This is a genomic window from Rhizobium sp. BT04, assembly GCF_030053135.1.
In the GTDB taxonomy this organism is placed as follows: domain Bacteria; phylum Pseudomonadota; class Alphaproteobacteria; order Rhizobiales; family Rhizobiaceae; genus Rhizobium; species Rhizobium binxianense.
This window is the reverse complement of the sequence record NZ_CP125651.1, coordinates 609,194-635,407: the sequence shown is the minus strand read 5'-3', so window position 1 is coordinate 635,407 and position 26,214 is coordinate 609,194. Positions and strand designations below refer to the sequence as shown.

25 protein-coding genes and 2 pseudogenes are annotated in these 26,214 nt (G+C 58.7%); 16 read left to right on the top strand and 11 right to left on the bottom strand.

The features are described 5' to 3' along the window. The first annotated feature begins 102 nt into the window (after positions 1-102). From QMO82_RS08155 to QMO82_RS08130, 6 genes are read left to right on the top strand one after another with little or no spacing between them, the layout of a single operon-like run. Positions 103-1,164, top strand: a complete 1,062-nt coding sequence (locus tag QMO82_RS08155; RefSeq protein WP_183609106.1) for a homoserine dehydrogenase — start codon at positions 103-105, stop codon at positions 1,162-1,164. Then, complete coding sequence (locus QMO82_RS08150) at positions 1,164-2,579, top strand: aldehyde dehydrogenase family protein (RefSeq protein ID WP_183609105.1); 1,416 nt, start codon at positions 1,164-1,166, stop codon at positions 2,577-2,579. The genes QMO82_RS08155 and QMO82_RS08150 overlap by 1 nt, the downstream gene beginning before the upstream one ends. Before the next feature lie 49 nt (positions 2,580-2,628). Then, a complete protein-coding gene (dapA, locus tag QMO82_RS08145) occupies positions 2,629-3,507 on the top strand; it encodes a 4-hydroxy-tetrahydrodipicolinate synthase (RefSeq protein ID WP_183609104.1) in 879 nt (292 codons plus the stop codon). Between the two features lie 12 nt (positions 3,508-3,519). Continuing rightward, the gene (locus tag QMO82_RS08140) at positions 3,520-4,935 is read left to right on the top strand and encodes an aspartate ammonia-lyase (protein WP_183609103.1); all 1,416 of its coding nucleotides are present in this window, start codon (positions 3,520-3,522) and stop codon (positions 4,933-4,935) included. A gap of 10 nt (positions 4,936-4,945) precedes the next feature. Continuing rightward, positions 4,946-5,755 (top strand): phosphotransferase, encoded by an 810-nt coding sequence (locus QMO82_RS08135; RefSeq protein WP_183609102.1) that lies wholly within the window; start codon positions 4,946-4,948, stop codon positions 5,753-5,755. Then, entirely contained in the window at positions 5,752-6,195 is a 444-nt protein-coding gene (locus QMO82_RS08130) for an Lrp/AsnC family transcriptional regulator (protein WP_183609101.1), read from the top strand. The genes QMO82_RS08135 and QMO82_RS08130 overlap by 4 nt, the downstream gene beginning before the upstream one ends. A 512-nt stretch (positions 6,196-6,707) precedes the next feature. Here QMO82_RS08130 and QMO82_RS08125 read toward each other — a convergent pair. Continuing rightward, positions 6,708-7,634 (bottom strand): LysR family transcriptional regulator, encoded by a 927-nt coding sequence (locus tag QMO82_RS08125; protein ID WP_183609100.1) that lies wholly within the window; start codon positions 7,632-7,634, stop codon positions 6,708-6,710. Positions 7,635-7,730: 96 nt separating this feature from the next. Here QMO82_RS08125 and QMO82_RS08120 point away from each other — a divergent pair, with 96 nt between their 5' ends. The 3 genes from QMO82_RS08120 (at position 7,731) to QMO82_RS08110 (ending at position 11,085) form a co-directional block, all read left to right on the top strand. Next, a complete protein-coding gene (locus QMO82_RS08120; RefSeq protein ID WP_183609099.1) occupies positions 7,731-8,768 on the top strand; it encodes a carbon-nitrogen hydrolase family protein in 1,038 nt (345 codons plus the stop codon). Continuing rightward, positions 8,765-9,757, top strand: a complete 993-nt coding sequence (locus QMO82_RS08115; protein WP_183609098.1) for a molybdopterin-dependent oxidoreductase — start codon at positions 8,765-8,767, stop codon at positions 9,755-9,757. Before QMO82_RS08120 ends, QMO82_RS08115 begins: the two co-directional genes overlap by 4 nt. A gap of 320 nt (positions 9,758-10,077) precedes the next feature. After that, the gene (locus QMO82_RS08110; RefSeq protein WP_246718361.1) at positions 10,078-11,085 is read left to right on the top strand and encodes a D-cysteine desulfhydrase family protein; all 1,008 of its coding nucleotides are present in this window, start codon (positions 10,078-10,080) and stop codon (positions 11,083-11,085) included. A 362-nt stretch (positions 11,086-11,447) separates the two neighbouring features. Here the strand turns inward: QMO82_RS08110 and QMO82_RS08105 are convergent, their stop codons facing one another. After that, positions 11,448-12,497, bottom strand: coding sequence for an AraC family transcriptional regulator (locus QMO82_RS08105; protein WP_283196511.1), 1,050 nt, complete (start codon positions 12,495-12,497; stop codon positions 11,448-11,450). Between the two features lie 464 nt (positions 12,498-12,961). Here QMO82_RS08105 and QMO82_RS08100 point away from each other — a divergent pair, with 464 nt between their 5' ends. Next, complete coding sequence (locus tag QMO82_RS08100) at positions 12,962-14,152, top strand: aminotransferase class V-fold PLP-dependent enzyme (protein ID WP_183609097.1); 1,191 nt, start codon at positions 12,962-12,964, stop codon at positions 14,150-14,152. A 60-nt stretch (positions 14,153-14,212) separates the two neighbouring features. Here the strand turns inward: QMO82_RS08100 and QMO82_RS08095 are convergent. Together QMO82_RS08095 and QMO82_RS08090 are read right to left on the bottom strand one after the other, a co-directional pair. Further along, positions 14,213-14,835, bottom strand: a pseudogene (locus QMO82_RS08095) (aldehyde dehydrogenase family protein); the annotation flags it as partial. 53 nt (positions 14,836-14,888) lie between these two features. After that, a complete protein-coding gene (locus QMO82_RS08090; RefSeq protein ID WP_183609096.1) occupies positions 14,889-15,200 on the bottom strand; it encodes a DUF982 domain-containing protein in 312 nt (103 codons plus the stop codon). A gap of 192 nt (positions 15,201-15,392) precedes the next feature. Here QMO82_RS08090 and QMO82_RS08085 point away from each other — a divergent pair, with 192 nt between their 5' ends. Next, positions 15,393-16,418 carry a sensor histidine kinase gene (locus QMO82_RS08085; RefSeq protein ID WP_183609095.1) on the top strand — a complete coding sequence of 342 codons (1,026 nt, stop codon included), beginning with the start codon at positions 15,393-15,395 and terminating at the stop codon, positions 16,416-16,418. Positions 16,419-16,651: 233 nt separating this feature from the next. Here QMO82_RS08085 and QMO82_RS08080 read toward each other — a convergent pair whose 3' ends face one another. Beyond that, complete coding sequence (locus QMO82_RS08080) at positions 16,652-16,900, bottom strand: hypothetical protein (RefSeq protein ID WP_183609094.1); 249 nt, start codon at positions 16,898-16,900, stop codon at positions 16,652-16,654. A 54-nt stretch (positions 16,901-16,954) separates the two neighbouring features. Further along, positions 16,955-17,422 (bottom strand): Hsp20 family protein, encoded by a 468-nt coding sequence (locus QMO82_RS08075; RefSeq protein ID WP_183609093.1) that lies wholly within the window; start codon positions 17,420-17,422, stop codon positions 16,955-16,957. Positions 17,423-17,665: 243 nt separating this feature from the next. Between QMO82_RS08075 and QMO82_RS08070 the strand changes: the two genes are divergently transcribed. The 5 genes from QMO82_RS08070 to QMO82_RS08050 all read left to right on the top strand — a co-directional run bounded on the left by QMO82_RS08070 (position 17,666) and on the right by QMO82_RS08050 (position 20,238). Then, positions 17,666-18,007 (top strand): hypothetical protein, encoded by a 342-nt coding sequence (locus tag QMO82_RS08070; RefSeq protein ID WP_183609092.1) that lies wholly within the window; start codon positions 17,666-17,668, stop codon positions 18,005-18,007. A gap of 636 nt (positions 18,008-18,643) precedes the next feature. Beyond that, positions 18,644-18,961 (top strand): PepSY domain-containing protein, encoded by a 318-nt coding sequence (locus QMO82_RS08065; protein WP_183609091.1) that lies wholly within the window; start codon positions 18,644-18,646, stop codon positions 18,959-18,961. Between the two features lie 15 nt (positions 18,962-18,976). Beyond that, positions 18,977-19,576, top strand: coding sequence for a general stress protein (locus tag QMO82_RS08060; RefSeq protein WP_183609090.1), 600 nt, complete (start codon positions 18,977-18,979; stop codon positions 19,574-19,576). A gap of 41 nt (positions 19,577-19,617) precedes the next feature. Then, a complete protein-coding gene (locus tag QMO82_RS08055) occupies positions 19,618-19,887 on the top strand; it encodes a hypothetical protein (protein ID WP_183610656.1) in 270 nt (89 codons plus the stop codon). 192 nt (positions 19,888-20,079) lie between these two features. Next, positions 20,080-20,238, top strand: coding sequence for a hypothetical protein (locus QMO82_RS08050; protein ID WP_183609089.1), 159 nt, complete (start codon positions 20,080-20,082; stop codon positions 20,236-20,238). A 310-nt stretch (positions 20,239-20,548) separates the two neighbouring features. On the opposite strand, the pseudogene QMO82_RS08045 reads toward QMO82_RS08050, so the two are convergent. The 5 genes and pseudogenes from QMO82_RS08045 to QMO82_RS08025 all read right to left on the bottom strand — a co-directional run. Further along, positions 20,549-20,769 (bottom strand): annotated as a pseudogene (locus tag QMO82_RS08045) (ABC transporter ATP-binding protein); the annotation flags it as partial. Positions 20,770-20,863: 94 nt separating this feature from the next. After that, complete coding sequence (locus QMO82_RS08040) at positions 20,864-22,303, bottom strand: HlyD family type I secretion periplasmic adaptor subunit (RefSeq protein ID WP_183609088.1); 1,440 nt, start codon at positions 22,301-22,303, stop codon at positions 20,864-20,866. Then, entirely contained in the window at positions 22,300-24,444 is a 2,145-nt protein-coding gene (locus QMO82_RS08035) for a peptidase domain-containing ABC transporter (protein WP_097621609.1), read from the bottom strand. Before QMO82_RS08035 ends, QMO82_RS08040 begins: the two co-directional genes overlap by 4 nt. A gap of 119 nt (positions 24,445-24,563) precedes the next feature. Continuing rightward, positions 24,564-24,872, bottom strand: coding sequence for a hypothetical protein (locus QMO82_RS08030; protein ID WP_183609087.1), 309 nt, complete (start codon positions 24,870-24,872; stop codon positions 24,564-24,566). Between the two features lie 73 nt (positions 24,873-24,945). Then, on the bottom strand, positions 24,946-26,178 hold the full coding sequence (locus tag QMO82_RS08025; RefSeq protein ID WP_183609086.1) for a GTP-binding protein: 1,233 nt from the start codon (positions 26,176-26,178) through the stop codon (positions 24,946-24,948). Positions 26,179-26,214: the final 36 nt, after the last annotated feature.

Sequence of the window (26,214 nt, the reverse complement as noted above, 5' to 3'; positions counted from 1 at the left end):
GCAGTTTGAGCAGATTGCCCTGCCCCTTGGTCCGTTTGCTTGGTTCCTGCAAAGCGATCCGCATCCGATCATTGCGTCCATAGATATCACTGGAGGATCGTTATGACAGTCTACAATATTGCTCTGATCGGGTTTGGTGGCGTTAACCGCGCTTTGGCCGAACTCATTGCCACGAAAAACCATCTCTGGGAGCGCGACTTGGGCTTCCGCCTGAATATTGTCGCGGTCAGCGACCTCTATCTCGGCTCGGTCATTTCGCCCAACGGTCTTGATGCCAAAACCCTCGTCGAAGCGAACTTCGAAAAAGGCGGCTTTGGGCAGCTTTCAGGCGGAAGCGCCGAAGCCGACAACGAAACCATCATCAAGACGGCGCCGGCAGACATTGTCGTCGAGGCGACCTTCACAAACCCGAAGGATGGCGAGCCCGCTGTTTCCCACTGCCGTTGGGCACTGCAGACCGGCAAACATGTCGTCACCACAAACAAGGGTCCGGTGGCGATTGCCGCACAGGAACTGAAGGCCCTGGCGAAAGCGAGCCGCCTTCGCTTTGAGTATGAAGGCTCCGTCATGAGCGGAACGCCGGTCATTCGCATGGTAGAGAAAACGCTTGCGGGCGCCGAAGTAAAGGGCTTCGAAGGTATTCTGAACGGAACATCAAATTTCGTTCTCGGCCGTATGGAAGGCGGGCTGGAATTTGCCTCTGCGGTCAGGGAGGCACAGCAGCTCGGTTACGCCGAGGCGGATCCGACTGCTGACGTTGAAGGTTTCGATGTCCGGCTCAAGGTCGTGATCCTGGCAAACGAGTTGCTTGGCGCCAATCTCAAGCCCGAAGACGTAAGCTGCAAGGGCATTTCCAATCTCTCGCCCACCGATATTGAGGAGGCAGCCAAGGCAAACAGCCGCTGGAAGCTGATCGGATCGGCCGTTCGGAATGCGGATGGCAGCGTCACCGGCAGTGTTTCGCCGAAGCGGCTCGCCTTGGATCATCCCCTGGCAGGTGTCAACGGCGCCACCAACGCCGTGTCACTCAGCACCGAGTTGCTTGGCGCGGTAACGATCACCGGCCCTGGCGCCGGTCGCGTCGAAACCGCCTATGCGCTTCTTTCCGACATTGTTGCCATTCATGCCGCCGGAGCTTCGGCGATCACCAAGGAGGCCGCATAATGCACAACCTTGCACTGAGGCAAACGACGGCCGCTGAGGAAATTGTTGTCACCAATCCGTTCGACGGCACCATCGTCGGAACAGTTGCAGAGACAGATGCTGCAAGCGTGAACCTGCTCCTGGAACGCGCCAGACGCGGAGCGCAGATTGCAAGATCCCTGCCCCGCCACGGGCGGTCAACGATCCTTGAGAAGGCCGCAGCAGTCATCGAGGCCGCCCGGGAAGACTTCGCGCTTCTCATCGTAAAGGAGGCCGGAAAGACAATCGTTCAGGCGCGGAAAGAGGTGACCCGGTGTGTCAACACTTTGAAGCTCTCTGCCGATGAGGCCAAACGCAATGCCGGCGAAGTCATTCCGTTCGACTCTTACGCAGGCTCCGAGTCCCGCCAGGGTTGGTACACGAGAGAACCGCTGGGCGTCATCGCCGCCATCACGCCCTATAATGATCCTCTCAACCTCGTTGCCCACAAACTCGGTCCTGCAATCGCCGGCGGGAACGCGGTGATTTTGAAGCCGTCGGAGCTTACCCCTCTGTCTGCCATCAAACTCGTCGAGGTTCTGGTCGAGACCGGTCTGCCGGAGGAGATCGTTACGGTTGCAATTGGTGGTTCCGAGCTTGGGAGGGCTCTCGTTTCGGCCAAGGATGTTCGCATGATTTCCTTCACCGGTGGCTTTGCCACGGGCGAGGCAATTGCAAAAACTGCCGGCATCAAGAAGCTCGCGATGGACTTGGGCGGCAATGCTCCCGTCATCGTCATGGAGAATTGCAATTTCGAAGCCGCCGTCGAGGGCTGCGTGTCAGGCGCCTACTGGGCAGCAGGTCAAAATTGCATCGGCACGCAAAGGATCCTCATTCAACGCCCCATCTACGAGCGGTTCAAGACGGAATTCGTCACTGCCACGAAGAAGCTGAAGACCGGCAATCCCTTGGATGCGGACACGGATGTTGGGCCGATGATCTCCGACAAGGCCGTCGGTCGTGCGGCCGCCATGGTCGAGCAGGCCGTCGCTGCTGGCGCGACGCTGATTTGCGGCCACAAGCCCGCTGGCAATCTCTACCCGCCGACGGTCCTGGAGAACGTACCGTCCAATTGTGATGTCTTGACCGAAGAGGTTTTCGCTCCGATCGTCATTCTTCAACCCTTCGACGAGTTGAGCGACGCTATCGTCCTAGCAAACAGCGCCGATTACAGCCTTCACGCCGGCATTTTTACAAACGACCTGGAGGGAGCCCTCGAGGCTGCAAACGGGATCGATGCCGGAGGCGTCATGATCAACGACTCCTCGGACTACCGGTTCGACGCGATGCCGTTTGGCGGTTTCAAATACGGAAGCATGGGCCGCGAAGGTGTGCGGTTTGCCTATGAAGACATGACCCAGCCGAAGGTCGTGTGCATCAACCGCTTGAAGCGGTAACGGCAGCCTTCGTTTCTTCCGTTCCATCAGCACACTCAGGAGTGTCTCAATGTTCAAAGGTTCCATCACTGCGCTCGTAACGCCGTTCGCTGATGGTCGTGTCGATGAGGTCGCGCTGCGTGGCCTCATCGAATGGCAGATCGAGGAAGGATCCTCCGGCCTGGTTCCCTGCGGGACGACTGGAGAAAGTCCAACCCTCAGCCATGCCGAGCACAAGCAGGTTGTGGAGCTCACGATCGAGACAGCCAAGGGCCGTGTCCCGGTGATCGCCGGGGCAGGCTCCAACAGCACGGACGAGGCAATCGACTTCGTGCACCACGCGCAACAGGCTGGCGCCGATGGTTTGCTGATCGTTTCGCCCTACTACAACAAGCCGACCCAGGAGGGCATCTACCAGCATTTTAAAGCCATCGATGCTGAAGCGAACATTCCGATCATCGTCTACAACATTCCCGGGCGAAGCGTCATTGATATCCAAGTCGAAACCCTGGCGCGGATTTTCAAAGACTGCCCGAATGTGAAGGGCGTCAAGGACGCGACCGGCAACCTTTTGCGTCCGTCCCTCGAGCGTATTGCTTGCGGCAAGGATTTCAATCTTTTAACAGGAGAAGATGGCACGGCCCTGGGGTACATGGCCCACGGCGGACACGGCTGCATCTCGGTGACAGCGAATATCGCGCCCCGCCTCTGCGCTGACTTTCAGAATGCCTGCCTGAACGGTGACTTTGCCAGCGCCCTGGAGTTGCAGGATCGCCTGATGCCGCTGCACCAGGCCCTTTTCCTGGAAACGAACCCCGCTGGGCCAAAATATGCGTTGCACCGTCTTGGTCGGATGCACGGTGATTTGCGATTGCCACTCGTCACCGTCAGCCGCTCGGTTCAGGACGAGATCGACTGCGCCATGCGTCATGCAGGAGTCCTGGCTTAAAGGGGGAAAAGCATGCTTGACGACCGTATTGAAACCGACCTGATCGGTTCGCTCACTATTCCAGGCAACGTTCTTTATGGCGTCCATACCCGGCGCGCGGAACAGAACTTCGACGTGTCCGGGCTGCGGCTGAAGGATTTTCCCGAGCTGATCCAATCCATGGCCATGGTGAAGAAGGCTGCGGCGCTGGCGAACAGAGACCTTGGACTGCTGCCGCCAGAAAAGGCGCAAGCGATAGCGGAGGCTTGCGACGATCTGATCGAGCTTAAGCGGATCGATGAGAACTTTCCCGTGGACATGATGCAGGGCGGAGCCGGCACGTCCACGAATATGAATGTCAACGAGGTTGTCACCAATCTCGCTCTTATAAAGCTCGGTGCCAACGTCGGTGACTACTCGAAGCTCCACCCAAATGATGACGTTAATCTTTCCCAATCGACGAATGATGTCTACCCGACGGCAATCCGCCTGACCATTTTGCGGGCATGCGACGGCCTTGTCGCGGCTCAAGTCACATTAAGCGATGCTTTTCGAGCAAAAGCCTTTCAGTATCGGAGCGCGCTCAAGGTTGGTCGGACGCAGCTTCAAGATGCCGTGCCGATGACGGTTGGCCAGGAGTTCGAAGCGTTTTCCGAGCTCATTAACGAGGATATTGTTCAGCTTCGGTCTGCCTCGAAGCTGCTCAAGGAGGCCAATCTAGGAGGCTCGGCGATCGGAACAGCGATCAATGTGCCGTCCGGCTTCTCAGGCAGGGTTTGCAGTCACCTGTCGCATATATCCGGTTTTCAGCTGATCCCTGCTTGCAACCTCATCGAGGCGACATCGGACGCAGGCGGATTCGTTTCCTTTTCCGGGGTGCTCAAGCGCATCGCCGTCAAGCTTACAAAAATCTGCAACGACTTGCGTCTTTTGAGCAGCGGCCCCTTGAGTGGGTTCGGGGAAATGCGCCTGCCCGCCGTGCAAGCCGGTTCCTCAATCATGCCCGGCAAGGTGAACCCGGTCATCCCGGAGATGATGAACCAGATTGGGTTCCAGGTCATTGGCAACGATCTTACCGTGACGCTCGCGGCGAGCGCTGGCCAACTACAACTGAACGCCATGGAGCCGGTCATTGTTTTGAACATCCTCCAATCGATGCGAATGTTAACGAGGGGGATGCAGATTTTTAAGCAGCGCTGCATCGATGGTATCGAAGTTGACTTGGATCGTTGCAAAGCCTTGCTCGATCAGTCTCTCGTTCTTGCTACGCCCTTGGCAAAGCTGATCGGCTATAGCAAAGCGGCGTATCTGTCCAAGAAGGCTCTGAGCGAGAAGAGGAATTTTCGGCAGGTCGTCGAAGAAGAAGGCGTGCTGACGGCAAGCCAAGTCGACCAGATCTTCGGCGACATTGTGGAGTTCGCAAACATCTCGCAGAGTGCGGCAGGTTAGGAGGGCAAAAATGGCTGTATTTACCGAGTTATCTGACGAAGACCGTCACTCTATTGCCGCAGCCTACGGGATGAACTCTTTGTCGTCAGTTATCGGCATAGCCGACGGCGACAGAGAGACCACCTACCTTTTCCGGACCAAGGAAAGCGAGTTCATCGTCACATTGTTCGAAAATGGCGCTGAGCCGCTTGATCTGGAACGAGCCTTCGAAACCATGGAGACGCTGTACAATAACGGTGTCCCCTGCCCGAAGCCCATGCGCACGATTGACGGTCATGCCACCTTTCAGGCAGCGGGCCGCCTAGTTGCCATCGTTAGCTTCGTATCGGGCTCATCCACGAGCGATCCGGCGCCAGGCAAGTGCGAAAGCCTTGGGCGCCTCATGGCGCAGATCCACACGATTTTGCAGCGAAGCCATAAGCGGTCCTTGGCGGAATTGCCAACCGGCGCGCTGCATGGAGCATTGGTCCCTCAGAACGTCTTTTTCCTCGGGGAGGTGGTCGGTGGCGTCATCAACTTCCGTCTCCGTCACGATGACGCCCTGGTTTCCGAGATTGCCGACGTTCTCGTTGGCTGGGCGAGCCGGCCGAGTGGAGAGCTCGATGAGCAAAAAGCTCGCGCTGTCATGATAGGTTATCAGAGCGTCAGGATCCTGACGAGTGTGGAGAAAGCGGCTTTACCCGGTTTTGTCTTGGCGTCCGCAGCCAGGCGCTATGCCAGCGAGAAAGATAAGACTTGCCTGCTGGAGAGCGCCGTACGAGCTTATGAATCAGTTACCCCGGAGATCGTCGCGCTAACAGCTGAGCCACACCGATCATGAAATACCTCCTTGACCGCGTGGACGAACAGATACTCAGCGAGTTGAAGACCAACGCGCGCATATCCCATGCTGACCTGTCGGCCAAGGTCAATTTGTCACGGAATGCAGTTCGGGTTCGAATAGAGCGGCTTGAGCGAGAAGGCTTTATCAAGGGCTACACCATCGTCACCGGCGAGGGCGGAAACGATCAGCATGTCACCACAGCGTTGATGTTCGTCTATCGTCAGGACCGCATGAGGGGCGGTGACGTCATTCAAGCTTTGCGGAAGATACCGGAGGTCGTTGCGTGCGATGTGATGACCGGCGATTTTGACCTTCTGGTGAGGGTCGAATCTCCTGAAGCGGATCGCATTCGCCAAATCTGGCAACTGATATCGGAACTGCCCGGCGTGCGTGATACCCTCACGGCATTCGCCCTTTCCTCTGTCATTCGAAAGTAGTTGGCATGCCTCGAAATCGGCCGATCTCCTCATCAGGCGACGCTGGGCAATAGCGCTTCGGAAGCCGGTGTAGCGGTCCCCATCATCGACAGTCGCAGTCAGTGGCACTTCCGGAACCCCGGGAGCAACGCTGGCGCTGCTTCTCGCATTCTTCGCTTCTCGTCTCTTTGCCGCGAACCGAGATTGTGCCTCGCTAAGCTCCATTTGCCATTCACTGGTTGCGAATGGAACATCGCACCCAAAAATCCTTGCCAGCCATTCCGTTGCAAAGGGGCGCAAATGCCACCCGCGGCTTCCATGCCTTTTCGCATGTTGAACCTGTCAGGCTAAAGTTCTGTTATTCGTTCTGTATTTGAAAGCGACATCTTCGACTGTAAGTTTGGGGGCGAGGCCGGCAGCAGCGTCTCCATGATGTTCGACCAATAAATTCGGCTATCATCTATTTGCTAACGCCTAGCCATCGGAGCTTCAATTCCGGAATCCGCAGGAGGATGTGCAATTTTGCACGTGGGTCATCCAGCCAGCGTCCAAACCTCGCGGCCTCCAAGCTTAGCTTCATCTGCGTGTAGTAGGTCTTTCAAAAATTTTACAACCGCACGAATTCGCGACAGATTTGCAATATCTTGGTGAACAGAGAGCCAAACCTCACGACGGCCACGAAGGTCAGGAAGAACCTTGACCAACCCAGTCCTGATTCCGAGCGCAAACTCTGGCAGAGCCACGATTCCGGCCCCGCCTGCCGCGGCGAACGTCTGTGCGATCATACTGTTAGACGTGATCGAGAAGATTGGGTGCGGAACCAGTTCTTCCAGCCATCTCACAGCTTCCACCTGAACAAGCTCTTCGACATACCCAACAAACCGATGCTTTTGCAGATCGTCCCTGTTCTCAGGAATGCCGTATTTTTCAAGGTAGCTGGACGAAGCGTAAAGCCCTGTCGAAAAATGACCGATACACTCGCTCACGAGCGCGGTGCCTTGCGGCTTGAAGAAGCTCACAAAGAGGTCGGCTTCCCGACGGGCGACCCGAACCGTCTGCGGTGAGGTCACGAGCTCCAGAAGGAGGTCCGGATATTTTTCTTGTAGACTTGTCAGGTGCGACGAAAGGTAGAGGGATGCTATCCCCTCCATTGTCGCCAGACGAACCGTTCCACTTATCTCGTTTCGGCTGCTCATGTCCGAACGAAGGCTGTTGATTCCAAGCTCGATCTCTTCGGCTCGGCGAAGCACCGTCATTCCTGTCGTTGTAAGGACGAGCCCATCCCGGCTTCGCTCGAAGAGAGCCGCGCCAACGGCATATTCCAGCCTATTCAACCGGCGAGAGACGGTGGAATGGCTCACGTTCAGCACTCTTGCGGCACCAGTAACGCTCTTGCTTCTCACCGCACGAAGAAAGAGTTTTAGATCATCCCAGTCCAAGTGATCCAGTGGTGTGGCCATATCGCTCTCGTCTATTTTTGCACATCATAGTGCGAAGATTCCGGTTAGCCGAGCGAAAATGTTCCATCTAATGTTCTTCGATCAGTGGAGGCTTGCATGGACCGTTCGAACTTCAAAGCAGCTGCAGCGCACGTCGCGCCCATTTATCTTGATACCCGCGCTACGGTCGAAAAAGCGGCTTCTATCATTGGTGAAGCCGCCCGTAGCGGCGCATCGCTCGTGGTCTTCCCGGAAAGTTTCATTCCCGGCTTTCCGATCTGGTCTGCGTTATACTCCCCAATCCACTCGCATGATCAATTCAAACGTTTCGCCGCCGCATCGATTTTTGCGGATGGGCCCGAAATCGATCGCATCCGCCAGGCCGCCGCCCAGCACGGGGTATTCGTATCTGTAGGTATCTCGGAAAGAAATCCGGCTAGCGTGGGAGGCTTATGGAACAGCAACCTGCTGATATCGGACGCGGGCAAGGTGCTCATCCATCACCGCAAGCTAGTGCCGACATTCTTTGAGAAGCTCGTTTGGAACCCGGGCGACGGCGCAGGCCTTCAGGTTGCGGATACACGGATTGGACGTTTGGGCGGCTTGATCTGTGGAGAGAATACGAACCCGCTGGCTCGTTTCACACTGATGGCACAGGGTGAACAAGTTCATATCAGCAGTTACCCGCCGATTTGGCCGACTAGGCCGCCAGATGAAAGTGGCAATTACGACAACCGCGGCGCAAACCGAATTCGCGCTGCTGCACACTGCTTCGAGGCGAAGTGCTTCGGCATCGTTGTGGCAGGATGCCTGGACCCAGCAGCCCGCAATTCGATTGCCAATGGCGCTTCCGAGATCGAAGCACTGCTCGACGCCAGCCCGCGAGCCAGTAGTTTCTTCCTCAACCCCACCGGCTCGGCCATCGGTGATGAACTGACTGACGAGGGCATCGGCTACGCCGAAATCGAATTGGATCAGTGCATTGAGCCGAAAAGATTCCACGACGTCGTGGCAGGGTACAATCGCTTTGATATATTTGATCTCGCCGTCGATCGCACCCGCATCGCCCCCATCACCTTCGGTGGAAGGGCTCAGGCCGAGCGCATAGCTGCCGGTAGCGATCCCCTGGCGGCCGAGGCGGAGCAGAGGCTATGACGCGACAAGGGCTTCGGATGACAATGGAGGGTTTCTCCTACCGTGGTCCAAATCGTGGAGTGCACGCGCTTGAAAAATGGAGGACGGACGAGGAAGACCTGTTTCTGGTCACGCATATGGGTTTCCTGGAGATCGACCCAGAGCAGTGGTATTTGGAGATCGGAGGGCTGGTCGACAGACCCATCAGGCTAAGGCTCGCGGACATCCAAGCGATGCCGCAACGCGAATACATGTCGTTTCATGAGTGCGCAGGAAGCCCCCTCGCCCCTCAGGAGCCGAAGCGCCGTGTTGGAAATGTTGTTTGGAAAGGAGTGCCTCTCAAAGAGGTACTCGTCTTGGCAGGCATTGCGAAGGAAGCTACGTATGTGTGGACATCCGGCCTGGAATGGGGAGAGTATGCCGGGCTCCAGAATGAAATTTTCCAGAAAGACTTGCCGATCCACAAGGCGATGGCAGACGAGGTTCTTCTAGCTCTCGAAATCAACGGCAAGCCGCTGAGCCCCGATCGGGGCGGTCCTGTGCGTCTGGTGGTCCCAGGCTGGTATGGCACCAACTCCGTCAAATGGATCGGCTCAATTATCGCCGCGGACTGCCGGGCGCCTGGCCCCTACACGACCCGCTTCTACAATGATACTACGCCGACCGGCACCAAGCCCGTGTGGGCAGTCGTACCGGAGTCGGTCATTGTCGGGCCTGATCCGGCGGTCTCACTGCAAAGTGGGACAGCGACGCGCATATGGGGCTGGGCCTGGGGCGATGAGCCGATCGCGTCAGCTGAGGTCAGTGTCGATGGCGGGAGCAGATGGCATGCCGCTTCCGTAGGTCCCCGCCAAGACCGCAGTTGGCAACAATTTGAATACTTCTGGACGCCGACGCGAGGCCAACACGTCTTGAAGTGCAGATGCACAAACGTCCAGGGCGAGATACAGCCCCTTACCCCTGCGCGCAATACCGTTCACGACATCACGGTGACAGTCGTTGACGCCTGATCTGACGGGCCAGCAAACTTTCGCTTTTCGCAGGACGGCAAGGGCTTTGACGACAACTGGAAATCCCGCCGAATTGGCGCTCTACTGTAAATCGACCTCCACGGAAACGGACATGAAACCAGCCCGGAGATGCGGACCCTGGTTGTCGAGCGGTTCAACAGATTCAATCGATACCCGGGCACCTGAGAGGGCCAAGCAGCTTATGACAGGTTCATCACCGCAGTCGCGTAAACAGCATACTCAAAGACGCTGAGCCTCTCTCCCAGCTGGTCGTGGAGCTCACACGCCTCATGATTAACGATCGATCAACGGAGCCGATAATGGTGATGAACCTGCTACGAGCAGACTTGAAGCCGCTCAGCCTGGGATTTTTTCCCACACCAATCGAACCACTACCGCGTCTGTCGGCGGCTTTGGGCGGTCCGGACATTTGGATAAAGCGGGATGATTGTACCGGCCTTGGCGGCGGAGGCAATAAGACCAGGAAGCTTGAATATCTTATCGCCGCGGCGGTCGCTCAGGGCTCAGACATCATATTGACTGCCGGCGCCTTGCAATCAAATCATGCACGACAGACGGCGGCGGCGGCTGCGAAAACCGGGTTAGAATGCGCACTTTTCCTCGCAGCCTCGGTTCCCCTATCCGGTTCAGCGTACAATACGAACGGCAATATGCTTCTCGACCGCATCTTTGGAGCGGATTTGCATCTTTTTCCGCCCAGCGCCGACCTTGCAGACGAGATGTCAAGGTATGCTGAAAGCAAGATCAAGGAGGGGCGACGACCGTTCATCATCCCGATCGGTGGCTCCAACGCAATTGGGGCGCTTGGCTATTGCGAAGCAATGGGAGAATTGAAGAACCAATGCAGCCAACAAGAACTTTCCTTCGACCGAATTTTCTTCGGTACCGGTAGCGGCGGCACTCAGGCCGGTATGCTCGTTGGAGCCACACTGTATGATGTGCAAAGCGAAATTGTCGGTATCAGTGTCAACGCCCATAAGACCGACGCAGTCGCAAAGGTCTCGCAAATCATTGACCAGACTTTGAACCTGTTGGACCGCCCCTCTGAAAAGTCGCGAGAAGTCATTGTCGATGATCGCTTCGTCGGTCCTGGCTATGGACTGCCGACGGAAGCAGTTGTGGAGTCCTTGGCGATGTGCGCTCGCTTGGAGGGTCTGCTTCTAGACCCTGTCTACACCGGCAAAGCGATGGCTGGACTGATCGATTATATACGCCAAAAGCGGATTGGACGCGGAGAGCGCGTGCTCTTCTGGCATACAGGTGGCGCTCCGGCACTTGCAGCCTACCCTGATCTTTTTGCAAAGTGACGTATGAACTACATTATCAGTCTCTGCGCGATAGAACGCGCAAGCACTCGACGTTGAAGAAAGGCCTTTCATTCGTGAGTTCGCCAACCGCGTGGTCGGATTCGGCGCGGACCAATCCGTAGGCAAGCGATCACGACCACTCGGAGGATCTTGCCGGGAAGTCGCAACGCTTGAGGCCCTTCAGCAATGGACCCGATGACGTTGATATGTTCCCAACTGAGCGGCGATGCGCTTCGGCAATTCTTCTGGAACAATTCGGTCCCGCCGGCACAAATGAGCCGCAGCCTTCATGACATCCAGCGATGAGACACCCGGTGAATGGGTCTAGGCGGCCTGAGACGAGCCACGCAGGTGAAGCGAACTCAGGCCTTTGATGCCTGTGATGGCAGGTGGCCGAACCGTTTTCTGTATTCGGCCGCAAAGCGTCCAAGATGGGTAAACCCCCACTTTGCAGCAACGCGCGACACGGTGCTAGTCGAACGGGGATCACTCAGTTCGTCATGGGCGGCGACCAGGCGCAATTCAAGTAGATGGGCCATGGGTGTCGTATTACGGAACTGTCTAAAGCCCTGCTGCAAAGTTCGAATGCTGACATTCGCCGCAATCGCGATATCGCTGAGCGATATAGTGGAGGAAACATGTTCGTGCATGAAGTCGATGGCGCGCTTTACGTGACGTGGAGCCGGTGCCAGCGCGTCTCGCGCCAGTTGGTCCGAATAGCGATGTTCGCAGTTCTCGAGAATGAGAAAGGTCACGGCGTCACAGAGTGAGGCCAGAGCCAGAGGCGATTGCCTGAGCACACCATCATCGCCAAGGCCCCGATAAAGCTGCTTTACCAAATGCTGCAAAGTAAGGCCGGCATTCGAGGTAAGATCGACATAGGGATGAATATCGATCTTGCCCCTAATCGTCCTTTCGAGCATATGGGTGAGGCTTCCAATTATCTTTGCCTGATCGATGAATAAAGCCAGATGGTGACGCGGCCCGACTAAGAGGCTACGGGTGGTGGGTTCACCCTCAAGCAGTGTTGCGAACCCCGGAGCGGACTCTATTGACTTCTTAGGGTAACTGAAAATCGCATTTCCCTGCGTTGGCAGAAAGATAGTCAGCTTTTCGCCTTGCGCCTCCCGCTTGGCAGCGATCGTCCCTTCATATGAGCACTCGGCAACGCTGACAGCTCCGGCAGAGAGAAAGTTGCAGCGGAATGCGACAGGGTTGTTGTCCAATGCGGCAACGCTGATCCGTGATTGTGCGGTCGACAAAATCTCTGAGAGTTGATCCGGATCGGTGCCTGTAAATGCGCTTTGCTTCACAATCAACGGGATTTTCCTTTGATACACCAAATCATCGGCAAAAAATAATCCGCAAAGATACCGGAATTCGTTGACATCCTCCACCGCCGATTTCTGCACACTATCGTGCTCATTTTTGCTCTTGGCCTGTCAAAAAAGTTCGATCAAGACATGCAAGCCGGCTTTTCTTACGGAGGCCGATAGAATGAGGAGATGGATGCGCACATGTGGCGCATGACGGGCGTCCGGTCGGCTCTCGCCCTATCTGGAGGCGTCGCTCCGAATGTGTCGTGGGCACTTCCGATCCCAGCCGATCGTATGACTGCGGAAACGTCGATGTCGGGGATGGGCATGGGGCCAGCACCCAATCCGCGTTGTCGAACGCAGCTTTGCGGCGCTTCTCGGGATTCGGCGGAAGTTGCGCCACCAGCCGACTTTGGCTGGCAAAGGTACTCGCTTCGGTGGGCCGCCACGCCCGGCGACCAGATCCTCATGGCCCGCGCATCGGGCAGCCAGCACAGGCGCTCGGACCGCCATCCACAGCAAGACGGTATAAATCCGCTGGACTTCGAACGGAACTCAAGATGACCGAAATTCCTCAGACCGAACTTGACCGCCTACGCCAGGAAACTCCGGGGGTACAGAACAGGATACACCTGAACAATGCAGGAGCCGCCCTAGTGCCGCGTCCCGTGTTCGACACCGTGGTCGAGTATCTGGAGCGCGAGAACAGCATCGGCGGCTATGAGGCTCACGCGGAAAACATTGCTCGGATAGAAGGCGTCCATGACTCGATAGCGCGTCTCGTAGGTGCTGGGCGGGAAGAGATATCGCTTGCCGAGAACGCCACCCTTGCCTGGCAGCGGGCGTTCTATTCGCTGCACTTCAAGCCGGGTGAAAGGATCCTGACGACCACGACCGAATTCGCTGCGAATTACGTGGCCTATCTTCAGGTGTCCCAGCGGACTGGCGCACGGGTTGAGGTCATTCCCGACGACGCATCCGGTGCCCTTGATCCAGAAGCGCTGGAGCGAATGATCGACGGATCGGTGCGGTTGATCTCGATCACATGGATCCCATCAAATGGCGGTCTCGTGAACCCCGCGGCGGAAGTCGGAAAGATCGCGCGTAGAAATGGCATCACGTACCTGCTCGACGCATGTCAGGCCGTGGGGCAGATGCCGATCGATGTCGCCGAACTCGGTTGCGACCTCCTGACCGCCACTGGACGGAAGTTTCTCCGGGCGCCCCGCGGAACCGGTTTCCTCTATGTCCGGCGCGATTTACTCAGGGATCTCGAACCAGCCTTTATCGACCTCTTCGGGGCACCGTGGGTTGGCCCCGAACGGTATCAGCTCCGAAATGACGCCCGTCGGTTCGAGACATGGGAGGCGAACTATTCCACCCGGCTCGGGCTGGGCGCGGCGGCAGACTACGCCATGGACATCGGCCTTGAGCGGATACGCTCCCGTTGCTCCGTGCTTGCTGGCCAGATCCGGGAAGGCCTTGGAGACATTCCGGGGGTCCGTGTACGAGACATCGGCCGGGACCAGGCCTCGATTGTGTCGTTTACCATGGATGGAAAGGATGCTCGGAAGGAGATGAAACGGCTTACAGATAAGGGCATCAACATCTCGGTCTCTCCGCCATCGACCACGCCACTTGACGCCTCCCACCGGGGTCTTCCAGACATTCTGCGAGTATCGCCGCACTACTACAACGACGCGTCGGAAATCTCGCAATTCCTCGATGCCGTTCGAGAGAGTTCAGGCTAGTCGCTAGCCACGGTCGCGCTTTGGATCGAGGAGACTTTGAGCTGACCCTAACCCTGTCCATGGCCCAATGTCAGTCCCGCTTACAAAGCCGTCTTCTACCTTCATGGCGCGGACCCGCGAAGCCAGCCGTGCCGCGAATTCATCGTAGATGCCTGACTGGACATAGAGACGATTGGCGCAAACACAGGTTTGGCCATTATTGCGGTACTTCGAAACTTGAGCCCCTCGACCGCCGCCTCTAAGTCGGCATCATCGAAGACGATGAACGGTGCGTTGCCGCCCAGCTCAAGCCCAAGCTTCATGACTTGATCCGCCGCTTGGCGCATCAGGATCTTTCCCGTTTTCGTTGAGCCCGTGAAGATAAGCTTGCGAACCTTTTGATTGGTACACATGACTTCGCCAATTTCAGCGGAGCGCTTCGACGCAGAACACTAAAAAGGCCCTTAGGCACGCCTGCGCGCTCAGCCAGCACGGCAAGGGCTAACGCGGAAAGCGGTGTTTCGGCGGCGGGTTTTTGAGACGACTGCACAACCTGCGGCCAAGGCAGGGGCCAGCTTTCTGGCCAGCATAGCATTGGGAAAATTCCACGGTGTGATGGCTGCGACCACACCGACAGGCTGCCGGATCACCATGATGCGCTTGTCTCGCTGATGTCCAGGGATAGTGTCGCCATAGGCGCGTTTAGGGGCCCTATGCCGGACCTCGCCTCCGAAGAGGCGAGGTCGTCACTGATACCCTAGATGATAGCAAGGCGTGCTGGCCGAGCGGGATGCACGGTCGGCTTTCTCTTCCACGGAACGAGAACGGACGGCATGCCGGCTTCCAGGCAGGCGGCCACGAACGCCTCCCGCGCGATAATGCCGGCGGTGCTGCCGTTGAGGGCGCCACGGCACGTCTTCACCGCTCGCTCGTGGCGCTCTCCATGACGCAGCGGCCATTCGTTTTCGAGAAAGTCCAAGGCGTCGTATGCGCCTGTGAAAGCGCGCTCCAAACCGCACTGCAGCCGGATTCTTACCGGCTGGGCCCATGGAACATCGTTCTGCGGCATTTTTTCCTCCTTTCATGCCACCAATGGTCCTGTCGAAATGATATTGTTAGGGACAGCCGATCATTCAAGGACCGTCAGTACCATCGAGTAACCCATTGCAAATGCCAGCGCCGTCCCCACTGTCAGGCGGCGTCCTAGAAACAGGATGAGGCCCTTTTTTTAGCGGGCCCTGGGAAGGATCCGGCGCATCACATGATCATGAAGCTCTTTTCCAATTCCAGCCGCTCGCGAGAGCGCTTTCTCGAGGCCATCCTGCAGAGCGCGATCGAGTATGCGATCATCTCGACGGATCTGAACGGCCTGGTGACCACGTGGAATGAGGGCGCGCGACGGATCCTCGGATGGGATGAGGCTGAGATCATCGGCAAGCCCGCGGCGGTAATCTTCACGCAGGAAGACCTGCAGGCGGGGATTCTTGAACGGGAGATGGCCGCCGCGTTGGCGGAAGGTCATGGCAACGATGAGCGCTGGCACGTTCGCAAAGATGGCTCGTTGTTCTGGGCCTCGGGCCAGATGATGGCATTGACGTCGGACGACGGCGAAGTCGAGGGCTTCGTAAAGATCCTCAGGGACCAGACCGAGCAGAGAAAGAACGAGGAGCGACAGCGTGTTCTGATGCATGAACTCTCTCACCGCATCAAGAATACGCTGGCTGTCGTTCAGGCCATCACCACTCAATCCTTCCGAAACGCCAGCTCTATGGAGGATGCAGAACAGGCGATCTCGGCACGGATCAATGCTTATGCGAAGGCGCACGACATTTTGTTGCAGCAGAATTGGTTGGGTACGACCATGGCGACGATTGTCGAGGCGACCGCGATTAATCTCGGACTTGAGACGTCAGAACGTTTCAAAGCAAGTGGTCCTGCGGTTGAGCTAGGTCCCCAGGCGACGCTTGCGTTCTCGCTTGTGCTGCACGAACTCGTCACCAACGCCAACAAGTATGGTGCACTGGCGGCAGATAGCGGGACTATCGAAATCGAATGGTCCGTGCGCGACGAGTCGGGCGACAAGCGCCTGACCTTCCGTTGGCGGGAGGTGGGAGGCCCCGTGGTGGAAGCTCCGAGCAAGAAGGGGTTCGGCTGCCGGCTCATTACCTCCAGTCTCTCCGCCTTCGGAGAAATCGCTGTTGATTACGCGCCGACAGGGCTCGTCCTCAGGTTGGATGCGTCGCTCCAGAAGCTGCAATACAAGAACTATTCCGACGCTGAGGATTAGTTATTTGAATCTGGTCGGGTCCTTGAGAACCCAAACAGGGTTCCCCCGCAGTCGTTTGTTGCTGAGCGAAGGAGAGCGATCCGGACGGATCGGAAGCGCTTGGCGTCGTCAGGGGCCCGTCGATGAAGATATGTCCGCTTCCAAGGGATCAGCCACCTCAGTGACATCCCCGAAGCTCGGCGCCGCCGACAACGTGTTTTGCGTCGGTGCACAGGCATGATCCCGGGCGCAGACTAGGCTGCGACGCCGCTTGTCTCCGCTCGCTTGAAGAGGCCTCGGGCCCCTTCCACCATGGAACGAAGACGATCAGGGTCGCTGACGCCTTGCCGATAAAGTTCGACGACAAGCGCAGCGATCCGGGCGGCCTCCTCCGACTCTCTCGTCACCCCGGCTTCGCGCAGCAGCGTGTCGAAGACCGGCTGGCACGCGGCAAGATCGCGCCCGTCGAATGCTGGTGGTTTCCCAACGTTCATCGTTTTCATTGCGTCCAAAAGCCGGCGCCGCTCCACGGCGCCGGCTTCCTCCCTCAAGGAACCCTATGCGACTTGTTTCTGGCCCTCGATCTGCAGCGGCGACTGGCCGGTGGCGTTGCTGATGGCAATCTTGCGCGGCTTCATCGCGTCCGGGATCTCGCGCTTCAGATCGACCGTCAGAAGACCGTTCGTCAGCGAGGCGTTTTCAACTCGGACATGGTCGGCAAGTTCGAACCGGCGTTCAAAGGAACGGCCGGCGATGCCGCGATGCAGATAGTCGCCCTCCTTCTCCTCGTTCTTCTGCCCCTTAACGATCAGCACATTGCGTTCCTGGGTGATGTCGAGGTCACTGTCGGCAAAACCCGCCACCGCCATCTGGATGCGATAGTCGTTCTCGCCTGATTTGACGATGTCGTAGGGCGGCCAGGTGTCGATCGCTTGCAGACGCTGCGGATTGTTAAGAAGATTGAAGACGCGGTCGAAGCCAATGCTGGACCGATAGAGCGGTGCGAAGTCGAACTCATTTCTCATAACCAAATCCTCCGTAAAGCGAGTTGGAAAGGAGACGCGTCGGAACAGCGTCCCCGGCTTTCCGGCTCCCTTTGGGCTGCCGGCGAACATCGATTTGGTTTTCCGGTTTTTGCGTTTCAAGAGGGCCTCGGAAAAATTTTGAATGCCTGCCCGCTTAACCTCTTGAACGCTGAAAAGATTGAAACAATCTCTTGGGCACCTGGAGATTTTCTTCACCCGTTGGAAGTTTTTAGGAGATCGAACATGACGATCAAAACCTCGAATTCAGCTAGCTTCTACAACGTCGTCGAGGCCATCTCGGCCGTGCAAGTCCCGCATCCCCATAAGCACTTTTCTCATCCGGAGGAGGTCCTCGCGTCGGACGGGATAACGACCGCCGAGAAGGGGGCGATCCTCGCATCGTGGGCGCCTGACCTGCACGCGGTCGAATCCTGTCCCGAACTCCGTCACCCTCCCGGCGCCGCCTCCCCAATTCACTGTCAAAACATCCTCTCCGCCCTGAAGGCACTGGATGGGACTCGTGAGGATTTCGGTGTGACTAGGCGGGAGAGGGCGCACAAATCAATCCGCATCATCATCGAATAGGGGGACGGGACTATGCGGCAAAAGACATTGCAGTCGACTTCCGCTCCCGAAGCCGACACCGTCACGGACAGGCTCGTCATTGCATCGAGATACTCGGAGTGTCTCCGCCGGCTTTCGCGAACTGCTGAACGGGTCCGCCATGCGGATCTCGCCACGGTACTTATGGAGGTTGCTCGTTGTATAGACCGGATGAGAGACGATATCGCCGTCAATGATGACGGAACCGAAGTCTTGAGGCGCGCAGCGCGCCTCATCGGCACGGTGGAAAGACTTGTCGACCGCGAGGCGAAGACCTCTTTCTTGCACTGATTTCGGGGTATTCGGCTTTACTCAAAGATATGAAAGGCGCGCCGGCTGACCGAAACGAATTCGCGCATTACAGTACAACTTAAGAGATCAAAAAATCAGGCTCCCTATGTGAGGTTCTTTTGATTTGCCCGGTATTGATTTGTACCCGCCCACCTCGCTGTCCGCTCGCTTTGCGTGGAAATCGAAGAGAGTCATCCAACGGGGGCGGTGCCATATATTTAGAAAATTCAATTGCATGCTCCCCTGCTGTAATGGGAACAAAGATCTCCTCTGCGGGTTCTCGCCGCATGGATCAGTCACTTGATCCGCAAAATGGAGGAAACATATATGAAGAAGATCATCTTCGCGGCGGCAATTGTCGGCGCATCTGCCGTTGCAGCGTTTGCCCAAACTACGCCAGCCCCATCCAAGGATGGAAATACACCTGCGGTTGCAACTCCGGACAGTAAAAATCCGACTGCGCCGGTTGAGGGCGCCAACAGCTTTACCGAAGCTCAGGCGAAGGATCGCATCGCGGAAGCGGGGTACACCGACGTCAAGGATCTCAAGCTCGACGACAAGGGGATCTGGATGGCCTCTGGCATGAAGGACGGCAAAGCCGTCTCCATCGCCCTCGATTATCAAGGCAACATCGTCGCAAAGTAACCAAGGAGAAGCATAATGAGAACTGTAACCGGACTTTTCGACGACTACTCGGACGCTCGCTCCGCAGTCTCCAAATTGGAAGCGGCAGGCGTTCCCTCAAACGACATCAGTATCGTCTCCAACAAGGCTGGTCGCATCGATCGCGACTCTGACGTTGGCGAGGATGCCGCGACCGGCGCTGGCATTGGCGCTGCCGTCGGTGGTGCTGGCGGCCTGCTCACCGGGCTGGGCCTGATGGCCATCCCCGGTGTCGGTCCGGTCGTTGCCGCAGGCTGGCTTGCCGCAACTGCGGCCGGGGCTGTCGCTGGCGCCGTCGCTGGCGGTGCCGCTGGTGGCCTGATCGGTGCACTCACCGACTCAGGCGTCTCGGAAGATGATGCTCACCTCTATGCCGAAGGTGTCCGCCGCGGTGGTAGCTTGGTCACGGCCAAGGTCGACGACGCCCGCGCCTCCGAGGCGCAGGCTATTCTCCAGGGATCGAACTGGGTCGACCCGGTCGAGCGTCGGCGTGCCTATAACGAGCAGGGATGGACCCGGTTCGACGACACGCTCGATCCATACGCTCCTGAGCAGATCGCGCAAGAGCGCAACCGGTACCGGCGGACCGGCATCTAACCGGCTTTGAGTTCAACCCTCCTTGCATGTCGCAAGGAGGGTTGAAGCGCATCTGGCTAGAGCAATTCCAGGAAAAGTGCGAAGCGGTTTTCCGTCGGGAATTGCGTGAAAACAAAGAGATAGAGCATCTCCGTGCTTCGGAGAAAAACGGAAATGCTCTAGGGAAGTCGAGCCTCTATCACTTGGGATTTGTCTCTCATCTGGAACTCGGATTTCCGGGCAGTACAACCGTACAGCGGCGGGAGGCGATCGCAACGAGGCAGGACACGCGGTGGTGCGACAAAGGCCCGCCAGCGAAAGCCTATCAGTGAAAAACCGCGCGTAGCTCGCGAGGAAATATCCATCACCCCCCGCTTCTGAAAGCTGATGCCGATCATCCTTCCCTAGGAGGTAAAGGAGACGGATAGGAGAGTGGCTGCCGCCTTAGGTGTTGGCGGGAACACTTTAACAGGATGGAAGTTGACTAATCGAGATCAAGCCGATCTCTTACGGAGGAGTGTAACATGCCATCTACAAGTGGATCACAGTCAAAGGGCGGCTCGAAGGCGGGCGGCACCAGCAAGAGCGCGTCGGAAAAGAGTTCGAGCGCCTCCGGCAAGCAGGGCGGCAGCCACGAGCAGCACGTAAAAGCTGGTGAGCAGAGCCACAAGAATACCAAGTAGTGGGTTCAGCCCACTGAGGCTCTCGTTTTTGTTGAGCAGGTAAACGGGCGCGGAGTAGATCCGCGCCTTAAGCGCGTCCGGACATGTCAGCAAGATGCTTAAACGAGCCACGTCACACGGCGCAATAGCCCCGGGCCAGGCCACCAAGGGTAAGTGGATCACCTCCAGGCCATGGACCGTATTCGCCGGCGTCACGATCGGCGCCACGACGACAAATACTTGGCGGTGGCCGCGCTTCGACGTTCGCCCGAAGTGTCGCCGCCGCCCCATTCGCCGGCGATCAGATTCTTGTGCAGCATCGTTGCTCCGTTCAGTGTAAACCCAGATAGGCCTTGCGGACTTCCTCATTATCGAGAAGGGCGGCACTGTCGCCCGACAAGTGAATCCGTCCATTGACGATGACGTAGGCGCGTTGAGAGAGCTTCAGGGCATGGTTGGCGTTCTGCTCCACCAGGAAGATCTTCTTGCCCATGGTCGCGATCTCGCGCAGAACTCGAACACGCGTTTGACCACGAGCGGCGCAAGCCCGAGCGGTGACAGGGGACAAGGTGTACGGCCCTCGCCGTGGGCTGCGATTGCCCTGGAGATAGAAGGGTGACACGTCGAGCCCGTGATCCGCCGCGTTCTACGGTTCGCGTATTGCGTTGTCGAGGCCACGCAGCAGCGGATACAGGAAATAGGAGATCACCGTGCGGTTGCCGACCTTGATTTCCGTTGACACGGTCATGCCGGGAAGCAGTCGCACCGGCACGTCCGAAGCATTCAGCCTGGTATCGGCAAGCAGGACGCGGGCCTTGAAGAAGGGGGCGGCCGGCTGGCTGGGGGTGGCGGTCTGTTCCTGCTGGCCGGTGAGGAAGGTGTCCTGGCTGATGGTCCTCACCTCGCCCGAGGCAGTGCCGTATTTCTGGAACGGATAGGCATCGAGCTTGATACGGGCTTCCTTGCCGACGGCCACCCGGCCGATATCGCGGGTATTGATCGACACTTCGGCTTCCAGCGGCACGTTGATCGGCACCAGGGTAACGATCGGTTCGGCTTCGCGCACGACGGAGCCGATGGAGCGCTGGGCGAGATCCAGCACGACGGCATCGGCGGGTGCGGTCAGCGCCACCATGTTGCGGCGCAGCTCCATCTTCTTCAGCTCTTCGTCGGCCATGTCGCGCTGGCCGCGCAGCTCCACCAGCTGCTCCATGGCGGCGCGGCGGAAATCCTCGATGAAGGCCTGGCGGTCGGCGCCAAGCTTGGCATAGGCGTGGGCGGCCTCGTCGGCCTTGCCGCGGACGGCGGTCAGGTCGGATTCCACGTCGAGGCGGGCGTCGCGGGAACCGAGCAGCGTGATCAGCGAGCCGCTCTGTTTGTTATAGAGCCGTTCCCGTGCTGCCTCGATCTGCGAGAGCCCGTCGCGCCTGTCGTTGAGCACCGCCTCCTGGTTCTGGCTCGCCGCAAGGGCTGCCGACTGGCCGGCGATCTGCTGCTCGAAATTCTGCAGCTGCGCCATGTAGAAGGCCCGCCGCTGGCCGAAAAGCTGCACCTGCAGCATCTCGTCGGGCGTGCTGCCGGCCACCTTCGAATAGTCGTCGCCGGCAAGCTCCGCCTCGATGCGCTTCACCTGGGCGTCGAGTGCCGAGAATTTCGCGTGCTGCTGGTCGACATCGGCCTGGCTGAAAGTGGCGTCGAGGGTCGCCAGCGTCTGGCCGGCATGCACCACTTCGCCGGCCTTCACGTCGATCGTGCGGATGATCGAGGTTTCGAGCGGCTGGACGACGATCGTCGGCTGAGTGGTGACGAGCTTGCCCGGCGCGATCACCACCTCGTCGATTGACGAGACCGAGGCCCAGGTGATCGCTGCGGCAAGCAGCGCCGTCACGCAGTAAAGCGTCATGCGGGCAACACGCGGGGGGGCGCGCTCCTCCAGCTCGACGGCGTCGGACTGGAATTCCGCAATTGCCGGCGGCAGCGGCGGGCGGGCGGTGAGCGCGCTGCCCTTCTCCGGGCGCTTGTCTGTGGGGCCTTTGCCTGTGGGGACCGGCAGGTTATCGCTGGATTTTCTGGCGTGCGCGTTCATGCAACCTGCCTCATCTGTTGTGCCCAGAGGTGACGGTAGGTCATGCAGCGCGACACGAGCTGATCGTGCCGGCCGATATCGGCGACCTTGCCGCGATCGATGACGAGAATGGCATCGGCATCGACGAGCGTCGAAAGCCGGTGCGAGACGATGACGACGGTGCGGCCGGCGGCGATGCGGCTGAGATTATCGCGGATGATCGCCTCGCTGTCAGGGTCGAGCGCGCTCGTCGCCTCGTCGAAGATCAAGAGCTTCGGATCGGTGATCAGCGCGCGGGCAATCGCCAGGCGCTGCTTCTGGCCGCCCGACAGGTTGGCGGCGTTTTCTTCCAGCATGGTGTCGAAGCCGCGCGGCAGACGCTCGATGAATTCCTCGGCGCCGGCGATGCGGGCGACTTCCATGATCTCCTCGATGCTGGCATCGGGCTTGGCGGCGGCGATATTCTCGCGAACCGAGCCGCGAAACAGGAAACTATCCTGCAGCACGACGCCGATGCTGGTTCTCAGATGCACCAGGTCGATCTCGCGGCTGTCATAACCATCCATGCGCACGAGGCCTTCCTGACTCTGATAGAGCCCCTGGATCAGCCTTGTGATCGTCGTCTTGCCCGAGCCGCTCTTGCCGACCACGCCGAAGACGCAGCCCGCCGGAATGGCGAAGGAGACGTTGTCGAGCGCCGGCGCGCTATCCGGGCTGTAGCGGAAGGTGACCCTGTCGAATTCGATGCGGCCCTTCAGATGCGGCCGGACACCTCGCCCGCGGCCCGCCTGCTCCGGCCGCTGGTTCATGATCTCGCCGAGCATGCGCACCGAGAGCGCCACTTCCTGATATTCATGCACCATGGTGACGATCTGCACCAGCGGTCCGGAGACCCGGCCGGCGAGCATGTTGAAGGCAACAAGCGCACCGATGGTCATCGAGCCACTGAACACATCGAGCGCGCCGAGGCCGATGATCGCGACACTCATCAGCTTCTCCAGCAGCCCGGTCAGCGACTGGGCGATGGTCGAGATCTTGTCGACCCGGAAACGCACGGAGATCGACTGGGCCGAATAATCGTCCCACACCTTGCGTTGGCGCGGCTCCAGCGCCAGCGATTTGACGGTGCGCATGCCGTGCACGGTTTCCACCAGCAGTGCCTGCCGGTCGCCTTCGGCCTGGTAGAGCGCCTGCAAGCGGCGCTGGAACGGGCCGACGAGCATCATCACCACGAGGCCGACGAGGGCTGCGAAACCGAGCACGACAAGCGTCAGCTTGACGCTATAGAGAAGCAGGATCGGCACGAAGACAAAAAGCGAGACGCCGTCCAGAAGGGTCAGGAACAGCCGGCCGGTCAGGAATTCGCGGATGCGCCCAGTCTGCTGCATATGCTTGACGAGAACGCCGGCCGAGGCCTGCTCGAAAAGCGCGATCGGCAGATTGAGCAGATGGCCGAAAGTGCGGGTGGCGACGCGGATGTCGATCCTGTTCGTCGCGAAGAGCAGCAGATAACGGCGCAGGAAGCTGAAGGTCGCGTCGAAGACGAGCGCGATAGCAATACCGATCGTCAGAACCGTCAGCGTCGCATAGCTCTGGTGGACGAGCACCTTGTCGATGACGAGCTGAAAGAAGATCGGCGTCGTCAGCCCGAGGCCGTAAAGCACGAAGGCGGCGAGTGCCACGTCCCGGAAGAAGCTTCGCTGCTTGATGATCTCAGGTACGAACCACCGGAAGCCGAACGGCCGGTCCTCGTCCGACATGCGATAGTTGCGCTTGAGGAGAACCACCGATCCGGGCCAGGCCTTCGAGAATTGCTCCTCGCTCAGCAGCATGACGTCGGGGCGCGTGGCGAGCGGGTCGAGAACGCGTATTCTCTCGTCCTCCCCGCTCCCCACCGTTCCGGCGATGACGACCCAGTTGCCGTTCGCAAGTTCGGCAAGCACCGGGAAAGCTTCGCCCAGCCGGGACAGGGACTGCCAGTCGAGGTTGAGATGCCTGGCCCGCAGGCCGGCGTCCTTGGCCATACGCAGCAACCGCCGCACGGCGACGGGTTCGTCGCCGACCGCGTAATCGTGCTGCAATCGCTCAGGCGAAAGGTCGACGCCATGATGACGCGCGACGAACGCAAGACAGTGCAGGTTGGTATGCAGAAAACCGCTCATTGGCCCACCCGAAACAATAGGAGCCCCCCGGAAACAAAACGAGATCAGGCTTAGTTTCAATCAGTCGGAGCGTCCTCTGTGCGTCCGAATGGACGCACGGCGCTCCCATCCCTGTCTTCTCAGTTGAAGTTCGGCGAGGCGTTCGAAGCGCCGCCCTGCACCGACTGGATATCGGCAGCCGCCGCGGTCGACATATCGCCGATGCGACGGACCGCCCCCGCCTCGACCAAGCCGCCGAGCGCCTTCTGCATGAGATCGACCGCATTGGCGAAAGCATCGACAGGCATGATGATGCGCTGGCGGAAAACCGGCTTCGGATTGTTGTTGGCGTCACGCTCGGTGGCCGAGAGCGACATCAGGTCGATGCGCACGATCGTCCCGGTGATGGTGATTTCGCCGATACCGTCTGCATAAAGTTCGCTGCTCATTGTTCTCTCCTCTGGTTGATAATCAAAACCTGTTCACCTTTGAGTCGATGCATCGGATTATCCGAAAACCGCTTCACACTTTTCGGTCCGATGCATGCGTATCGTGCGGCCATGCCGGAAACGGATCGCGAAGGCCGACGGCGGTCTGCGGGTCGAAACCGGTCTCCTCCCCGGTCAGGCAATCGTCGAGCGCGATGCGGATGGCGTCCTTGTCGAAGCCGGAACCGATGAAGACCAGCTCCTGGCGGCGGTCGCCCCAGACATCGTCCCAATGCCGGTCGAGCAACTGGCGGAATTGCGGATGGCGCGGCCAGTGCGCCCGCGGCACCGAGGCCCACCAGAACCCCCTGGTGTCGATGCGGTATTGCGTGCCGGCAATCGACAGCAGGCCGATCTCATCCGGCCGGGTCGCCAGCCAGAAATGCCCTTTCGCCCTGATGACGCCGGCTAATGGCTGCCCGAGTATGCGGCTCAGCCGCGCGGGATCGAAGGGCCGGCGGCTGCGATAGACGAAGCTTGAAATGCCGTATTCCTCGGTCTCCGGCACATGATCGCCCCAGCCATAAAGCTCCTTGTGCCAGAGCGGATGGCGGGCGGCCTTGGCCTCACTGAAGAGGCCGGTATCCATGATCGCGGAAAGCGGCACCTGGCCGAAGACCGCCTCGATGACCTGGGCATCCGGATTGAGCGCCGCAATGACCCGGCGAACCTCGGCTAGGTCGGCGCATGGCACATCGCCTGCTTTGTTGACGATGATGACATCGGCAAATTCGATCTGCTCGACCAGCAGGTCGACGAGCTTGCGCTCATCGTCCCCGTCACGCCTTTCGCCGCGATCGGCAAGAAACTCGGCGCTCCGGTAGTCGGCAAGCAGATTGACCGCATCGACGACGCAGACCATCGTGTCGAGCCTTGCCACGTCGCAAAGAGCGGCCCCGCTCTCGTCGCGGAAGGAGAAGGTGGCTGCAACCGGCAGCGGCTCGGCAATGCCGGTGCCCTCGATCAGCAGATAGTCGAAACGGCCGGCAGCGGCGAGCCGGCGGACTTCGCTCAGGAGATCTTCGCGCAGCGTGCAGCAGATGCAGCCGTTGGTGAGCTCCACAAGCGTCTCGTCCGTGCGCAGCAGGTCTGCACCGCCTTCGCGCAGGAGATCCGCATCGATGTTGACCTCACTCATATCGTTGACGATGACAGCGACCCGTCGACCCTCCCGATTACTCAGGACATGATTGAGGACAGTCGTCTTCCCAGCGCCGAGAAACCCGGCGAGAACCGTAACCGGCAATCTGTTATCTGCACGCATCATCGATACTCTCACTCTTTACAGCATGCTTGGCCTGAC

Coding starts and splice junctions, on each gene's coding strand:
- QMO82_RS08050 (WP_183609089.1), top strand. CDS start 20,080: ATGCCATCTACAAGTGGATCACAGTCAAAGGGCGGCTCGAAGGCGGGC.
- QMO82_RS08135 (WP_183609102.1), top strand. CDS start 4,946: ATGGCTGTATTTACCGAGTTATCTGACGAAGACCGTCACTCTATTGCC.
- QMO82_RS08130 (WP_183609101.1), top strand. CDS start 5,752: ATGAAATACCTCCTTGACCGCGTGGACGAACAGATACTCAGCGAGTTG.
- QMO82_RS08085 (WP_183609095.1), top strand. CDS start 15,393: ATGATCATGAAGCTCTTTTCCAATTCCAGCCGCTCGCGAGAGCGCTTT.
- QMO82_RS08150 (WP_183609105.1), top strand. CDS start 1,164: ATGCACAACCTTGCACTGAGGCAAACGACGGCCGCTGAGGAAATTGTT.
- QMO82_RS08155 (WP_183609106.1), top strand. CDS start 103: ATGACAGTCTACAATATTGCTCTGATCGGGTTTGGTGGCGTTAACCGC.
- QMO82_RS08075 (WP_183609093.1), bottom strand. CDS start 17,422: ATGAGAAATGAGTTCGACTTCGCACCGCTCTATCGGTCCAGCATTGGC.
- dapA (WP_183609104.1), top strand. CDS start 2,629: ATGTTCAAAGGTTCCATCACTGCGCTCGTAACGCCGTTCGCTGATGGT.
- QMO82_RS08125 (WP_183609100.1), bottom strand. CDS start 7,634: ATGGCCACACCACTGGATCACTTGGACTGGGATGATCTAAAACTCTTT.
- QMO82_RS08070 (WP_183609092.1), top strand. CDS start 17,666: ATGACGATCAAAACCTCGAATTCAGCTAGCTTCTACAACGTCGTCGAG.
- QMO82_RS08115 (WP_183609098.1), top strand. CDS start 8,765: ATGACGCGACAAGGGCTTCGGATGACAATGGAGGGTTTCTCCTACCGT.
- QMO82_RS08040 (WP_183609088.1), bottom strand. CDS start 22,303: ATGAACGCGCACGCCAGAAAATCCAGCGATAACCTGCCGGTCCCCACA.
- QMO82_RS08060 (WP_183609090.1), top strand. CDS start 18,977: ATGAGAACTGTAACCGGACTTTTCGACGACTACTCGGACGCTCGCTCC.
- QMO82_RS08030 (WP_183609087.1), bottom strand. CDS start 24,872: ATGAGCAGCGAACTTTATGCAGACGGTATCGGCGAAATCACCATCACC.
- QMO82_RS08065 (WP_183609091.1), top strand. CDS start 18,644: ATGAAGAAGATCATCTTCGCGGCGGCAATTGTCGGCGCATCTGCCGTT.
- QMO82_RS08090 (WP_183609096.1), bottom strand. CDS start 15,200: ATGCCGCAGAACGATGTTCCATGGGCCCAGCCGGTAAGAATCCGGCTG.
- QMO82_RS08120 (WP_183609099.1), top strand. CDS start 7,731: ATGGACCGTTCGAACTTCAAAGCAGCTGCAGCGCACGTCGCGCCCATT.
- QMO82_RS08110 (WP_246718361.1), top strand. CDS start 10,078: ATGGTGATGAACCTGCTACGAGCAGACTTGAAGCCGCTCAGCCTGGGA.
- QMO82_RS08025 (WP_183609086.1), bottom strand. CDS start 26,178: ATGATGCGTGCAGATAACAGATTGCCGGTTACGGTTCTCGCCGGGTTT.
- QMO82_RS08100 (WP_183609097.1), top strand. CDS start 12,962: ATGACCGAAATTCCTCAGACCGAACTTGACCGCCTACGCCAGGAAACT.
- QMO82_RS08080 (WP_183609094.1), bottom strand. CDS start 16,900: ATGAAAACGATGAACGTTGGGAAACCACCAGCATTCGACGGGCGCGAT.
- QMO82_RS08140 (WP_183609103.1), top strand. CDS start 3,520: ATGCTTGACGACCGTATTGAAACCGACCTGATCGGTTCGCTCACTATT.
- QMO82_RS08035 (WP_097621609.1), bottom strand. CDS start 24,444: ATGAGCGGTTTTCTGCATACCAACCTGCACTGTCTTGCGTTCGTCGCG.